The 14,343-nt window shown below is 40.2% G+C and carries 17 protein-coding genes; 4 read left to right on the top strand and 13 right to left on the bottom strand.

What is annotated here, in order from left to right:
• Window positions 1-64: 64 nt before the first annotated feature.
• Genes CH365_RS16060 through CH365_RS16050 form a run of 3 tightly spaced genes read right to left on the bottom strand, consistent with a single transcriptional unit; the run spans window position 65 to window position 3,027 of the window.
• On the bottom strand, window positions 65-526 hold the full coding sequence (locus CH365_RS16060) for a tRNA (cytidine(34)-2'-O)-methyltransferase (protein WP_100769580.1): 462 nt from the start codon (window positions 524-526) through the stop codon (window positions 65-67).
• The gene (locus CH365_RS16055; protein WP_100769579.1) at window positions 527-1,675 is read right to left on the bottom strand and encodes a S1 RNA-binding domain-containing protein; all 1,149 of its coding nucleotides are present in this window, start codon (window positions 1,673-1,675) and stop codon (window positions 527-529) included.
• A complete protein-coding gene (locus CH365_RS16050; protein ID WP_100769578.1) occupies window positions 1,672-3,027 on the bottom strand; it encodes an amidohydrolase family protein in 1,356 nt (451 codons plus the stop codon). The genes CH365_RS16055 and CH365_RS16050 overlap by 4 nt, the downstream gene beginning before the upstream one ends.
• Window positions 3,028-3,053: 26 nt before the next feature.
• On the opposite strand from CH365_RS16050, the gene CH365_RS16045 reads away from it, so the two are divergent.
• The gene (locus tag CH365_RS16045) at window positions 3,054-3,746 is read left to right on the top strand and encodes an ATP-binding protein (RefSeq protein ID WP_100769577.1); all 693 of its coding nucleotides are present in this window, start codon (window positions 3,054-3,056) and stop codon (window positions 3,744-3,746) included.
• A complete protein-coding gene (locus CH365_RS16040) occupies window positions 3,743-4,516 on the top strand; it encodes a glycosyltransferase family 2 protein (protein ID WP_165782621.1) in 774 nt (257 codons plus the stop codon). Before CH365_RS16045 ends, CH365_RS16040 begins: the two co-directional genes overlap by 4 nt.
• A 119-nt stretch (window positions 4,517-4,635) precedes the next feature.
• Here CH365_RS16040 and CH365_RS16035 read toward each other — a convergent pair whose 3' ends face one another.
• Window positions 4,636-5,028, bottom strand: a complete 393-nt coding sequence (locus CH365_RS16035; protein WP_036090145.1) for a hypothetical protein — start codon at window positions 5,026-5,028, stop codon at window positions 4,636-4,638.
• A gap of 67 nt (window positions 5,029-5,095) precedes the next feature.
• Here CH365_RS16035 and aroE point away from each other — a divergent pair, with 67 nt between their 5' ends.
• Both aroE and CH365_RS16025 read left to right on the top strand, forming a co-directional pair.
• A complete protein-coding gene (gene aroE / locus CH365_RS16030; protein ID WP_100769575.1) occupies window positions 5,096-5,962 on the top strand; it encodes a shikimate dehydrogenase in 867 nt (288 codons plus the stop codon).
• 21 nt (window positions 5,963-5,983) lie between these two features.
• Window positions 5,984-7,195 (top strand): glutamate ligase domain-containing protein, encoded by a 1,212-nt coding sequence (locus tag CH365_RS16025; protein WP_100769574.1) that lies wholly within the window; start codon window positions 5,984-5,986, stop codon window positions 7,193-7,195.
• Here the strand turns inward: CH365_RS16025 and CH365_RS16020 are convergent.
• Genes CH365_RS16020 through CH365_RS15980 form a run of 9 tightly spaced genes read right to left on the bottom strand, consistent with a single transcriptional unit; the run spans window position 7,192 to window position 14,320 of the window.
• The gene (locus tag CH365_RS16020) at window positions 7,192-7,563 is read right to left on the bottom strand and encodes a VOC family protein (RefSeq protein ID WP_100769573.1); all 372 of its coding nucleotides are present in this window, start codon (window positions 7,561-7,563) and stop codon (window positions 7,192-7,194) included. The genes CH365_RS16025 and CH365_RS16020 overlap by 4 nt on opposite strands.
• A gap of 36 nt (window positions 7,564-7,599) precedes the next feature.
• Window positions 7,600-8,229 carry an HD domain-containing protein gene (locus CH365_RS16015; protein ID WP_100769572.1) on the bottom strand — a complete coding sequence of 210 codons (630 nt, stop codon included), beginning with the start codon at window positions 8,227-8,229 and terminating at the stop codon, window positions 7,600-7,602.
• 15 nt (window positions 8,230-8,244) lie between these two features.
• The gene (locus CH365_RS16010; protein WP_100769571.1) at window positions 8,245-9,873 is read right to left on the bottom strand and encodes a PEGA domain-containing protein; all 1,629 of its coding nucleotides are present in this window, start codon (window positions 9,871-9,873) and stop codon (window positions 8,245-8,247) included.
• Window positions 9,870-10,640 (bottom strand): ABC transporter permease, encoded by a 771-nt coding sequence (locus CH365_RS16005; RefSeq protein ID WP_100769570.1) that lies wholly within the window; start codon window positions 10,638-10,640, stop codon window positions 9,870-9,872. The genes CH365_RS16010 and CH365_RS16005 overlap by 4 nt, the downstream gene beginning before the upstream one ends.
• Window positions 10,637-11,539: an ABC transporter permease subunit gene (locus CH365_RS16000; RefSeq protein WP_100769569.1), complete on the bottom strand. Its 903-nt coding sequence runs from the start codon at window positions 11,537-11,539 to the stop codon at window positions 10,637-10,639. Before CH365_RS16000 ends, CH365_RS16005 begins: the two co-directional genes overlap by 4 nt.
• A gap of 12 nt (window positions 11,540-11,551) precedes the next feature.
• On the bottom strand, window positions 11,552-12,007 hold the full coding sequence (locus CH365_RS15995; RefSeq protein WP_100769568.1) for a PTS sugar transporter subunit IIA: 456 nt from the start codon (window positions 12,005-12,007) through the stop codon (window positions 11,552-11,554).
• Window positions 11,982-12,890 (bottom strand): hypothetical protein, encoded by a 909-nt coding sequence (locus tag CH365_RS15990; RefSeq protein ID WP_100769567.1) that lies wholly within the window; start codon window positions 12,888-12,890, stop codon window positions 11,982-11,984. The genes CH365_RS15995 and CH365_RS15990 overlap by 26 nt, the downstream gene beginning before the upstream one ends.
• Complete coding sequence (locus CH365_RS15985) at window positions 12,880-14,031, bottom strand: 4Fe-4S dicluster domain-containing protein (RefSeq protein ID WP_100769566.1); 1,152 nt, start codon at window positions 14,029-14,031, stop codon at window positions 12,880-12,882. The genes CH365_RS15990 and CH365_RS15985 overlap by 11 nt, the downstream gene beginning before the upstream one ends.
• Window positions 14,032-14,038: 7 nt before the next feature.
• Window positions 14,039-14,320, bottom strand: coding sequence for a hypothetical protein (locus CH365_RS15980; protein WP_010414765.1), 282 nt, complete (start codon window positions 14,318-14,320; stop codon window positions 14,039-14,041).
• Window positions 14,321-14,343 lie beyond the last annotated feature (23 nt).

Genomic DNA, 14,343 nt, shown 5'->3' with positions numbered 1-14,343 from the left:
TTTCCATAGGACTGTTTTTTTCGAGGGGTGTAAATCCGATTTTTTCCAGAAGGCAGTTTCCGATTCACCAACGACGAATTTGGCGTAATGCCTCGTATGCGATTACCGCGACTGCGTTACTCAAATTCAAACACCTGCAATCTTCTTCCATAGGGATCCTAAGGATACCATTAGGGATCTCTGATTGAAAAATTTCCTGAGGTAATCCTGAGGTTTCGTTTCCGAACAAAAATACGTCATTCTCCCCGTATTGAGGAGTTGTATAAGAAATTTTACCCTTAGTGGATATTAAATATAATTTGGAACCGGAGTATAAGGATTTTGAGAAACTTTCCCAACTAGGATGAAGGGTCAATTTTAGTTTATCCCAATAATCTAACCCTGCTCTTCTTGCTGCTTTTTCAGACAACTCGAAGGCAGGTTCTCCTACGATATGCAACTCCGCTCCTAGAGCGACGCATAGTCGGGCAATATTTCCCGTATTGGGCGGTATCTCCGGTCTATACAGCGCTATCCGAAGAGCCATTTATCCCTTTTTCTGTCCCTTGTTTAAGGATTTTGCAAGAATAGCGCCGAAAGATCCGGTAGAAGAAGTTTCCTCGGAAAGATATCCACTATAATCTAATCTTTCCTGAACTTCTTTCGCTTTCACAAGAGAAAGTGAAATTTGTCTTTTTGTAGGATTCACTTCTGTTACGAATGCGGAAACCGAATCACCAATTTTGAAATGTTGTGCTGCAGGTGTACGATTTTGTAATCCTGTTTCTCTGTTGGGAACCAGTCCGGAAAAATGTTCATTCAATTTTACGAATACTCCGAAAGGTTTTACACTTTCCACAGTTCCTGTGACTAAGTCCCCTTCTTTGAATGGAACATTTTGTGCCCAAGGATCTTTTAGAAAATCCTTAACCGTAAAGCTGTGCTTTTCTTCTTCCCAATCTAATTTTAGGACCTTGGCTCTAAGCACTTGTCCTGGATGGAATTCTTTAGAGAGATCCGCTCCCTTTTTGAAAGTCGCCTCGGAAGCTGGAACTAGTGCGGTCAGTCCATCCGCTTCTACGATCAATCCGAAATTATGAACGGATTTGACCTTGCAGGTGACGAACATTCCAGGCTTCAATTCCCCTTTCAGAACTGAAATTTTAGCCTCTCTTTCTTTGTCTGCGATCTTCTTTTGGGAAACGATGATCTTTCCCTTATTTCCCACTTCTGAGATCAAAAAACGAACCCTTTTGCCTACTCCATTATTCTGTTTTTTCAGTTCTGGGTCCAATTGAGAGAATGGACAGAAACCCGTGAGTTCGCCTAACTTGACTTCTACGCCCGCTTCATTCTCTCCGATGATATGACCTAATACAGGAATTTCGGCATTATGAGCCACGGATACCATATCTTTGGAAATAGTGTCTCCGTTCAGACAAGTGGTGAAGTATTGATCTCCAGAAGATTCCTGTAAAAAATATGCCTCGATGGTCTCTCCCTGTTTTGGAGCTTCCGTAAATTCATCGGCAGCGATAATACCGGAGAGCCCTGCTCCCTGGATCTTTATAAAAACATAATCCGATTTGGAACTGGTGACTAACGCAGAAACTTTTGCTCCAGGCTCTAAGGCCGCTTTTTTTCTGAAACTTTCGTCCAGTAATTTTTGAAACAGTTCTTTTTGATTTTCGTTCATCGTCTCTGCCCCTTGGTTTTCTTTTTTTCGGGAGAAGAGATCTCGGTTTTCACTCTCTCCGTCACGACCGTTCTTAATGTATTTAGTTTATCCCAATTTTGGAGAGGGTCTTCTCTAAAAATCAAAAGATGAGCCGGTTTTCCTACTCGGATCTTCCCCTCATGAGCCGCCCCCAAATATTGGCAGGTGGTTTCCGTTGCCGCTCTTAAGGCTTCTTTGGGTCCCAAAAGTTCGGATAAAATTCTCAGTTCCTTCCAGCCGGAAATTCCAGGGAACTGTAATTGGTGACCCGCACCCGAACCGAGTAAGATCCTTAGGGACAGATTTTTGCGGGCCCTCAAGAAAGCAAGATAGGATTCGTATTCTTTCTCCGCTTCTTCTCTGTCGGATTCGGATAGTCCGGACATAGTAGAGAGCGCTTCTTTAGACAGCGCTCTTTCCTTAAATATTGGACTCCATTGGATCCATTTTTCCCATTCTTCTGCAAAGGAAGAAGTTCCTATTCCTTTTCTAGTAAAATAGATCCCGAAAAGTGGAGCCCAAGTTTGTTTCACCAAATTATGAGCCACGGGACGAATAGAAGAAGTTTCCGGAATAGGATGATAGAGTACCTTCGTTTCGGAAGACAAAGCCTCCCAGTTTGCAAATTCTTCTCCGAAAGTGGAGACTGATAATTCTAATCCGTTTTTCTCGGACTCACTTCTCATTCGATAGAGAAGTTTTCCATCTATTTCGAAAGTTTCCCCTTCGTTATGCCTTAAGAATAAATGAATCTTTCCTTTTTTTCCGGAGAGAGAAGACATCGCCTCTTCAGGTGATTTTAGAATTTTGTATCCTGAAACTTTAGATGTAGTAAGTTCTTTGGACTCGGCAAGTAGAACAGGAGGAAGAACTGAGATACGAGGATACTGAAAATTTTTCTTTCGGATCTCGGAGAGTTCCAGAGCCCAAGGAGGATCTGCGATACTTTGTATATGAGTGAATCCATGTAGCAGAAATTGTTTCAGATCGGATTCCAATTCGGAACGATCCTTCCACCCACCTAGAGAATTTGCCCCTAAGGTTACATGTGAATCACAGAATCCTGGCAAAATGAACAGAGGTTCCTTGGAAGAAGGTGAAGAAGATATTTTTTCCACCAAACCGTCTTTTACCTGGATCTGGACCGGGCCGGAATATTCCAAAGTTTCCGGTTGAACCAGGTAAACTCCGCTCCATGACCAGGAATCGGCGTGAATGTTCCCGGAAAAAAGAAGGCTCCCTAAAATGTAAGGGAAGAATTTTGGCAAAATTCGGGCCGAATTAGAACGGACCTTTTTTAAAGCTATTAGAATGAGTCTCTTGACAAACAAATCGAGTTCCGAAAAGTTCAAGGTTAATGGGTCAGGAAATCCGGGATATATCAGACAATATCCGGCTTACGGTGGAGGACGGAAGAATCCTCTCTCTAAAGACCCATCGAATCACCAGATCGGTCGAGGAACATATCCAACAGGCGATCGAGCTCATCTTGGATAAAGTCACTTATCCCACCCTTGTTCCAACGATTTACACTATCGTAAAAGAATTATCGATCAATGCCTGCAAGGCAAATCAAAAAAGGATCTTCTTCGAGGAAAAAGGCTACGATATAGAAAATCCGATCCAATACAAAAGAGGAGTCTCCGAATATAGGGAATTATTCTCCGAAAGTATGGCGGAAGAATACGGAAACAAATCCAAAAAGAAGGGATATTTCTGTCTGATCACCTTCGACTATTCCATGGACGGAATTCGGGTCGAAGTTACAAACAATACACCGGTCACAATAGAAGAAGAAAAATCTCTCCGCGAAAAATTAGAAAAAGGAATGCAGTACGGAGACATCGCTCAATTCTATTTGGATAACGCTGACAATACGGAAGGAGCCGGATTGGGACTCGCACTTATTTTAATCATGCTGAAAGGAGAAGGAATCGATCCTTCCTATTTCAGGATTATCATCCGCAAAGACGTAACTATTGCCAGATTAGAAGTTCCTCTTTCGTCTAATTTTAAATCCGTCAGAGACCAGGATTTTTCCCGCGCTTGATGTTACCAATCTCAGCCTGTATCATCACATTAAACGAAGAAGATAATATCGAAAGATGTCTATCTTCTCTTGATTTCGTAAACGAGATCATAGTATTGGATTCAGGTTCCAAGGACAGAACGGAAACTATCGCAAAACAAAAGGGAGCCAAAGTGGTTCTCCGAAAATTCGACGATTATGTTTCCCAGAAAAACCATGTAATTTCTTTAGCAGTGAGCCCTTGGATATTAACCTTGGATGCAGACGAAGAACTTTCTCCAGGCCTAAAGGAAGAAATTAAAAACTTATTCAAGAATGGAGAACCGGAAGAAGACGGTTTCCTGATCCCAAGACTTACTATGTATATGGGAAAATGGATCCGACACGGGGGCTGGTATCCGAATTATAGAGCCAGACTATTCTTAAGATCCAAAGGAAAATTCGTAGGCGGAAAGGTCCACGAAGCAGTGGAATTATCAGGAAAGAGGAAGAAATTAAAACATCCAGTATTCCATTATTCCTACGAAAACCTATTCGATCATGTAACATTTATCAATCGATATTCCGAACTTGCCGCAGCTGAAAAATTCGGAAAAGGAAAGAGATCAGGTTTGGTCTTAGCTCTTTTAGAAGCAGGATACAAATCCTTTTGGATGTATTTTGTAAGACTAGGATTTTTGGACGGCAGAAGAGGACTGATCCTTGCCATTATGGGATTCTATTATAATTTTCTAAAATACACCAAAGTGTTTGAAATGTCTTTGGCGGAAAAACAAAAGACTGATAACTGAAATCGGGAATTTACACTCTATAAGTGATGATTCCGTCTTAAAACGCGACAGCGATCGTAGCGGAAATCCCGCGAAGCGGATTGGAGCGTAGAGCGCGGTCCGTAGGAGTCGCCCGTAAATTAATCTCTGCGTTCTTTATTGTGATTGATACGGTTCATGATATAGAGCATGGAGTATCCGCCCAAAAGTACCGCGATCAAATTTACATTTGCAACCTGGTAAATTCCGATCTTTGGTGAGATCAACCAGTACACCACTTCTCGGATCAGGTCTTGGAAAATAGAAAGAATGATCAGAGATCCCAGAATAGCGACTAAAAACGCCACCCAGTAACCACCTAAAAGATCCTTTCTTTTATAATAATAAAAATACCAGGCTAAACCGCCACTAATAGACAGAACAAACAGTATATCCGTGAATGTCGTCCACCAACCCGAAGAAGAAGCTAAAACTAAAAAGGGTTGAGTGCCGAGTAAAGGGAGAAAATCGTTGAGCGAGGCCAGGATTCCCATCTGCATTACAGGTTTTCCGGGTTTTCGCATAAAGTCGAGAATTTTAGTAAAAAAGAAGCAGAACCCATTGAAAATCTTTCGAGACAGCTCAAAATACTTCGGAATCGTTGGCCAGCCTTTATCTCATACCTTGTCGCCCCTATTACATAGCTCTTGGTATGAGGACCTAAGTCTGGACTGCGGATATTTGGTTTTTCCTGTGGAAACTTTGGAAAAAAAGGAACTTCTTTCTTTGTCCAAGTTCGGGATCAAAGGTTTGTCAGTCACCATCCCTCATAAAGAAAATGCGTTCCTTCTCGCAGACAAAACAGACGAAACCTCCCAAGCAGTGAGAGCAAGTAACACTTTAGTTTTTGAGAACGGATCGATTAGCGCGCATAATACGGACGGAATCGGTGCTGTCCGCTCTATCCAAGAATCTTTTCCGGAAAGTTTAAAAGGAAAAGTTCTATTGATCGGAAGCGGCGGAAGTGCTCGAGGAATTTCTTTCACATTATTGAAAGAAGCTGGAGTACAAGATCTTACCATCGCCGCAAGAAATCCCAAAACTTCGGAAGAATTAATCGGATTACTTTCCAATGTTTCTTCTGCGAAGATCCGATCCGTCGACCTAAACGAAGTACAAAAGAGTTTTTCAGAATATTCGCTCATCATTCATACGACCCCTCTCGGAATGAAAGGGAAAGATCCGGGACCTGCAATCCCAGAGTCCTATTTTGTCGAAGGACAGGTAGTATTCGATATAGTTTACAATCCATTGGAAACTCCTTTGGTTTTAGGAGCTAAGAAGAAGGGTGCGAATATTGTGCCGGGAACAGAGATGTTACTCTACCAAGCAGTCGAACAATTCAGATTATTTACAGGCGTAAACTTAAGCCCCGACCTGATAGAAAAAGGAAGATCTCGGCTATTAAAAGCGCTTGGATACGTCTGAGAAAATATTAGAAAATTATAAATGTCTATTCCAGATTTTTTAGAATTCGGATCCAAATTAACCAATTTAGAAAAGACCAGGAATTTTAACGTATTTGGAAATTATTCTCTTGATCCGTTCCGTAATCTGATCGATTCCCATGGATGGAGAGATCGAAAAAAAGAAAGGTTTAGGATCTCAGTAGTCGGGACAAATGGAAAAGGTTCCGTTTCCCATTTTTTAGCGGGAAGTTTTTCGAATCTAGGATACAAGACAGGTCTTTATACTTCTCCTCATCTACTCGATCCGAAAGAAAGGATCAGACTCGGCCCGAATTTCGATCCGGTAAAAGAAGAAGATCTAAAAGAGATCTCTAATATACTATTTGCGGAAAGTAACTCGGAAGAGCTTTCCTTTCTCTCCTGGTTTGAATGGTTTACCCTAGGATCTTTCGTTTTATTCGAAAAGAAGGATATTGCAGTCCAAGTATACGAGGCAGGATTAGGAGGAAGACTGGACGCGACCAAATTGGCAGAAGCGGACATAGTAGTTCTCTGCGCGATTGGAGAAGATCATAAGGCTGTCTTAGGAAATACAAAAGAAGCCATTTTGAAAGAAAAATTGGGAATCGTATCCGAAAGAACTAAAATTGTATTCGCATTAGAACCGGAGGCTTCTCTCTTAAAGATACTAAAAAAATTTTGTTCCGAAAAAGAACTAGAACTACATCTTTTTCCCTCTCTTCTCGAAGGAAAATCCTATCTAGATCATAATCAAGAATATGTGAAGTTTATCGTACGGAACTTACAGGAATATATTTCTAAAAAACTGCCTTCTTTGGAAAAAGTTGAACAAACAAACTCTAAACCTCTTGCCCTTCCACCTGGCAGATTAGAGACCGTATCCGATTCTCCTTTGATCGTATTCGATCCGGCTCATAATCCGGATGCAATTCGAGTTACACTTGCATCTTTACCTTCTGCATTTCCAGGCAAAAGATTCTCCATCATAGCAGGATTTTTACCCGACAAAGAGGGAGAATCCATGGCGGAAAAACTTTTGGAATATACAAAAACTCAAAAATCGAATTTGTATTTTTTAGATTCTAAAGAATTTAAACTTCCGGAAGGATACGGATCTTATTCTATCCCTCCGGAAAAACTTTCAGAAATTCTAAAAACATCAGATGCTACGGAAGGGTTCCTGGTCTTAGGAAGTTTTAGATTATATTCTTATATCAAAACAGATATTTAAATATTTTGGCCAATACGCCAGAGAACTCCGGAAGGATCGATCAGAACAAAATCGATCATCCTCCAAGGTCTTTCTTCAGGTTCGGTCAATTTTACCTGAAACTTTTCTTCTATATTTTTGCTTTTCAGGTTTTTATACCAAGCACGCACATCTTCCACCAAAAGATGCATCATTAAGTTTTCGGCCAACTCTTGGTTATAAAAATCCTGGAGAAGAAAACTCGAATTGTCTACACAGAAGTAAGCAACCCCATCCGAGTCGGATCTTTTAGTAAATCCGATCTCTTCATAAAACTGTTTGGAAATTTCAAAATTTTTTGCGGGTAGAAATGTTTTAATTTCCACCACCTTTAGAGAAGTTTGATTCATACGTTACCTGCCTTTCCCCAAAACAGGAAGTCGATTTTATAAAGTCCCCAGTTCCCAGCTCAGATTTTCTCTGGCCCGTTTTTCTTTTTTTTCTCTATATTCTTTAGTTTTAAAGATAAAATCCATCGACAAAAAATGTTCCAACACTTTTTTCCTACCCGGTTTATATAGTTCATCCGGATATATATTATATTCTTCTCTAATCTGCTCAGAATATTCCTGATAATATTTCTGCTCGGCACCCAAGATAGAAAGATCACAATCTGTAAAAAGATCTGCCGTATCATCTTGAATGGACTCGTGAGTTTTGGTCGCTAAGATCAAATTTTTACATAAACTGATTCTATCTTTCGAATATCCGAAAAGTTCGAGTCTTGTTTGGGAAATATCCGCGCTTTGTTCTTCGTTATCCTTCTCTTTCACGTCGTAAATTAAATCGTGATAAAAGAGAGCGAGCAAGACGGTATCCCAATCCGAAATGCGATTTTGAAATTCCTTCAATCGATTCAGAAAATAATACAAATGAGTTAAGGTATGATATTTTCTGTGAGGCTCGGAATATCTGCTGCGAATTTCTTCCCAAGATTTCCGGACAAGTTCTTCCGAAACTCCGGCGCTTTTTAAAATAAGGAAGAATTCATTTTGTAGAATTTCGGATTCGTTCATAAACTTCTGCCAATATCAAAATTTCATATTAAATTTTGCATAAGACTCGGTTTCATACTGCCCTTCCAAACCTCTAACAAAAGTAGGCATAGTTTTGACCGGAGCCACTCCTACTTCCAAGGTTTCAGAATCCAATCCTAGAGCGTAGAATGTAGCTGATAATATCAGCATCGTCCCGATCCCATATAACATGAGTCCACCTTGGATCCCTTGGTGTTTTCCGAATCTTCCGGAAATAGATCTGAAATAGTCGGATTTACTCTTAGCGTCGTTATAGATACTTTCCTGATAAAGATAAGAAAGCGCAAATGTCTGAAAATTAGGAGAAGATTGCTGCAATGCCTCCAGAGCCGTAAAATTTGTGATTTGAACCATCGGCCTTGCGTTTTCCAAAGCCTGATCTGCCCTTAGATTGAAATAATAATAACCTGCATAGAAGAACAAACTTCCGTAAAGGGAATAAATCGCGAAATCGTCATAGGTATGATCTAAGAATAAATATTTTTTATTCTTATAATATGAAACGGACTCTCCTTCTTTCAGCTTAGCTTTAACTTCGGATACTTCTCCTTTTTTAATCTCCACTCCTTTGAATTGGTCTACATGATCGCCTAAAACGAATCTTAATCTATTCCATCCTATTTTAACGGGAACTTTTACGAGCGGAGTAATTCCTAAATATTCGGAGCCTAAATAGACCTTGGCCCCTTGAGGGTCGGAATCTACGGAGAGAAAACCTTCTTTTTTATCTTTTTCTAATATAATATCAAGGTCCTTAGGAGATTCTCTCAGATCCACTTGGCCTATCCAGTCGGAATATCCGTTTTTAGTGATACGAATATCGTGAATCCCAGAAAGAATATCATTTCTTTTTAAAGGAGTTTTACCTATATAATTCCCGTCCAAAAACACCAAAGAATCGTATTGATTTCCGGTTTTGACGAAAAGTGCTTTTGTATGTTTCCCCAAAAGTATTTTCCGGATCTCCTCTATAACGGGGGTTAATTCCTGATAAGAACGCCTAACGCTTGTTTTATGAAAGAATTCTTTTTTAGATCCATCTTTAGAAGACCTCATTCGGATACTAATTCGGATTTCTTCTCCCTTCTTCTCAAATTCTCCGTAGGTGGAATAAAAACAGTCGTATTTTCTGGAGATTGGAATAATGAATCCTTCGTCGGGAGCAGTCTCTGTTTCGTAAGGTTGGACCTTTAAAGCCAAATATCTAGGGTCTTTGGATACGTTTAAGGAAAGTTCTCCCTTCTTTAGTTTTTCAAGTCCTGCATAATCCCATTCTCCCTCTCTTAAATTCGGTTTAACCTCCGACGGATTTGGACCAAAAGAATGTTGGATAGACTTAGGGATTAAAGATTCATCGTAGATCTGAACTAAAGATTTTAAACCAGAATATAAAACGGAAGCATAACCTGAAGAATAGAAATCCAAAGAGGAATCGCCGGATAAATTCCTAAGAGGGAAAATACATAGTTTTCTTTCCTTCTCAAATTGGATTTTCTCGGGAGAAGAATATTCAGGAAAACGATAATATTCGTCTATAGCATATGTTGGAGTTCCGACGAACAAAGGAGCCAAACAAATTAGCAAAACAAAGGCGGATACCTTTCGGAAGAATAATAAGTTCAAGAACGTTTTCCTCCCACTGTCATTACTAAACCTAAAATTCCCAAGGTGGGGAAAATTAAAGACCAAGGAGCACTCTGTGCGTAATCTTTGGAAAACGCAATTTGTTCTCCCAAACCTGGGCCAAATACTTCTCCTCCGGCAGAAATTCCTAAAAATCCGAATATTGCAAGTGTCATCACCACAGCGGGAAGACCTGTAAACAAAAGTACTCTCAATATTTGAAATGCCTGAGGAAGAAGATGCGCCCTAAAAATATAGGACCTACTCGCTCCAAAACAAGAAGCAGATAACGCATATCCGCTTGTACTAACCTCGTCTATTTTAGCTCGAACAGTTTCGTAGGCCTGAGCCCAATCACCAAGAATGATTGCCAAAAACAAAGGAACAGGTCCCGCTCCGAATACCTGGACCACTAATAATGCTAAAAGTAGAGAAGGAAGAGAAATAAATACGGAAGACAAAGGGGAGAAAACATTCTTTTTGAAGAATGGGCTAGTATAAGAGACTAAACCGACCAAGGAAGCCACAATCAAAGTAAGGACTCTTGCAGGAAAAGCGAATAAGAAGGTCGCCAAACTTCCGTATGCAAACATAGAAAAGACGTCTCTTCCTAATCTATCTTTACCGAACGGAAAATCCAAAGAAGGAGAAAGAAAAGATTCCTTCAAATTCAAGTCCGTAGGAGCAGATTTGAATAATATCCCGAATATTACTAAAATTAAATATAGAGAAATTGTGCTATAACGAAGCAGGTTTATTGTTTTCAAGCAGCACCCGCCTCCCAACCCAATAACCTGTCCCGAACTTTTTCCGAGAACCTAGTCAGAATATAAAACACCATTCCACTATAAAACAAAAGTGCAGAAAGTAACGCAGAATCCATGGTTCTTATCGCGTGATACATAGACTTTCCTATTCCGGGAAAGAAGAAGATCTCCTCCACAACAATAGCACCGGAAAGTAAAGAACTCAGATCTAATAAGATTAATATAAGAAGAACAGGAGAAACTTTCAGAAGAATGTGCCGGAACAATATTCGATTTTCCGAATATCCTCTCGCCTTTAAAACATTTGTGTAAGCCGATTGTTTTTCCGTTCCGGCAAGTTGGTGGGCGAAAATAAAAAGTCTGGCAAATATTCTGGAACCAAGCGCAATTCCAGGCAAAATCACATAAGAAGTATTCCCTGGCTCATAGCCTCCTGGAGGAAGCCAACCAAGTATCAGAAAAAAAAAGACTAACAGAAAAACGGAAACTACGAATACAGGAGTGGATAAGATCAATTGACTGATAAATCCGAAAACTTCTCCTATAAATCTCAAACGAGGAAGAAAAGATACCAAGGCTAAAAAAACGGAAAAGAATGTGCCTGTTATAACCGCAAACCCGGCCAAATGCAGAGTTGGCCAAAATCTGGAAAGAATATGGGAAAGAACAGGATCCCCGGATTCAGTTTCTCCAAGATCAAAACTGATCATACCTTTCCAGAATTTCAGATATTCTTTCGCAAAACCAGTATTAGTCGATTTTTCTTGGGAATCCTGGACCTGGATTCCGGAATCCGCTTCTAAAAATTCCTTATTCAAAGATCTGAGCTGGGAGAAAAATACTGCAATTGCGGAAAGGAAAACCGCAAAAATCAAAAAGCGTTTCGCTTCTTCTAACAAACTCTCACCCTCTCAAGCGGAGAAAGCTTTCCGGATCTCTTCGAAATTTTTGGAAAGGATCAGTTTTTCGCGATCCTCTTTTACATTGAGGGTTTTTGCGATCTGAGCCAGGGTCTTAATATGTTCTTGGAATTTGGATTTGGGAACGATTAGAAGAATAAAAATATGAACGGGGAGATGGTCGATTGCATCAAAATCGATGCCCTTTCGAGAAAGGCCCATCACACATTTGAGCTCATCCACCAGATTGACCGAACAATGCGGGATTGCTACCCCGCTTCCGATGCCTGTGGACATGGATTTTTCTCTCGCCATAAGAGATTCGTACACAAGTTCCCTATCGTCCCTAGCAATAAGCGTCGAGTCGACGGCCTTTTGGAGAAGTTGGTTAATCACTTCTTCCTTAGAGGAACCTTCTATTTCAAAAATTACAGTCTCTGGCTTAAGTAAAGCGAGGAGCTGGTTCATGCTTCTCTGTCCTATCTCCTAGGAAAATACGAATCAGGAGGGATTCAATGAAAAAAAACGATGAGACCCACAGGAATGTAGGAACGAAGACCGGGGGAAGGAAAAAAATTGCCAACCCAAGAGGCGCCAAACTCAAAAAAGAAAGAGGCAAAAGTGAGCCCGTATTTCTTCCAGGTAAATTTAGAAGCAAAATGAAGGAGAAAGTTCCCAACCAAACAGGACCAGAAACAGTTTCCCAACCTGGAATTTTGGCTAGATGGATCCAAACGGAGAGAAGGAGAGAAAATCCCAAAGGTAATAAAAGAGCCACACTACTCCTTAACAATAAAGGTACTACTAAAAGTATCCCGAATCCACCGCAAGCTTCCAATGCAGAATATCTAAAATCAGGTAAGGTAATATCTGCGAAAAAACCTGGAGTATATATATCAGGATAAGAAGATCCTCTGAACACAAAAGAAGGTTCTGATGCCCAGCTATCTATTCCAGGTAAAAAGTAGAATATTAGAAAAAGTAAAAATTGCAGTAGGGCCAAAGGGAATCGTATCTTTAATCTCTGTTCCAAAACCCACCAAAGGCCAAGTCCTAAGCCTATAGCAAGAACTGCATGCAAAGCATATCTAGAATCTCTAGGCAGAAGAAGAGCAAAACTCAAAGCATGATTTACCCAATACAATGGGTAGGACTTCCCTCCCGTAAGAAGAAAGTAAGCAACCGCTCCGAATAAAAGTCCGAAGCCTACGGGAACCAGCGGATAATAGGATCCACCGGAGCCTAAAACCAAAAGACCGACCGCCAAACATGTAAAAAGAATATCAGGCAAAAGAAGGTCCTTTCTTCTGAAAAAACCGTTTTGGGTGGAGAGAACATAACTAAAAGCCATGATTCGCCTCCTTCCAAGTTCGAATTCTAGTCCTTAAAGAAATGGTAGAAGGACAAAGAAACGTGCAGATCCCGCATTCCATACAAAGAGAAGAATTAAAATTACCAAAACTGGAAACCAAGGCCATTGGATTTGCCTGCGTAGGACAATTATAAGAACATTCTCCGCATTCCACACATGGGAATTCTCGTCTCTGAGAATCATGTCTGGTCAATAATACTAAGGAATAATTTTGTCTAATATCCCAATAGAAACCCTTTTTGATATCTCGGACCGGGTTTTTTTCATAAAAAGAGTTTAGAGTAAAATTGGAATACTTAGAACCATATTCTTCGAATAAAAATTTCAAACTCTGTCCATTGCGAATACGGACGGTAGAATCCGCTTTTCTAAGCCCACCATTCTTTCCTAAAAAATAGAGAGCAATCTCTCTTTCTATAAAAGGAAAATCAGCAAATAAAGCTCTATAAAGATTATATAATGTTTCAGGACCTAAATATAAGATTTCCTTAATTTTAGAAAAAGGCAATTTTTCGGTCTGAGAAACGAAATATTCCGGAATTCCCCAAGGATACGCATAATTTTTAACGGGAGATTTCAGACCGGAAATATAGTCCCTGATCTGAGCTTCCGGAAAAAGAGATTTTAAAACTTCCAAGAAGCGAGTATGACATTCTAAATTTTTTCTTAACTCGGGAAGATAATCCACATCTTGGGTTCTAGTAAATGGAGCTAAGATAATAAGTGAAGTTTTTTGTCTGGATTTGAAATAAGATAAAAGAGAATGTTCCGGAAAATCCAGACTGACCAAACCCAGCCTGTCCATCGGTTCAAGCGCTTCTTCTTTTTTGAGAACTTTCGGGATCCAAGGTTTGGAACCTATAAAGTTTCCGTCTTGAACAATACGGATCTTGGAACCTTCTTCACTATGTTCTAATGAAGCGATCCCGTTTACAGGAGATAAAACTAAACCTGAGGATTGTTTGTAGAGAGGATCTCCTACACTTACCCGGACTGGAAAATCCTTAAGTAATAAGGCGTCTCTATCCGGGAAGAGGGTGTAGGGTTCGTCCAGGACCGTTTTGCGATTTCCCGTTTCTTTTACGGTCCTGGGTTGGAGGAGGAACGGTTTGGAGAACAATGCCCTTTTAGTTAGGCGACTTCACCATATAGATTTCGTCTTTAATGGGAAGTTCTTTCTTTAAATTTTTGATATAAGGAAGGATTTCTCCCATCGGCTCGTAGAATTCGCAATCAGTCTGCATACGGCGAGCCACTGTGAAGTATTTGTATAACTTCTCTTCGCCGGAACGTTTGGACCATTTTTTCTTGGTACATTTGACCCGGAGGATGTATTTGTCCGCCTCGGATTCATACTGTCTGACGGTTACACAATGCAGGCAGTTGGCGCAATAGACTTTCTCACTCATCGGTTATCCTGTTTCCTGGGGTA

This window comes from Leptospira neocaledonica, assembly GCF_002812205.1.
Lineage (GTDB): Bacteria > Spirochaetota > Leptospiria > Leptospirales > Leptospiraceae > Leptospira_B > Leptospira_B neocaledonica.
Note: the sequence above shows the minus strand (reverse complement) of the source record. Positions and strands in the feature narration are given on the sequence as shown.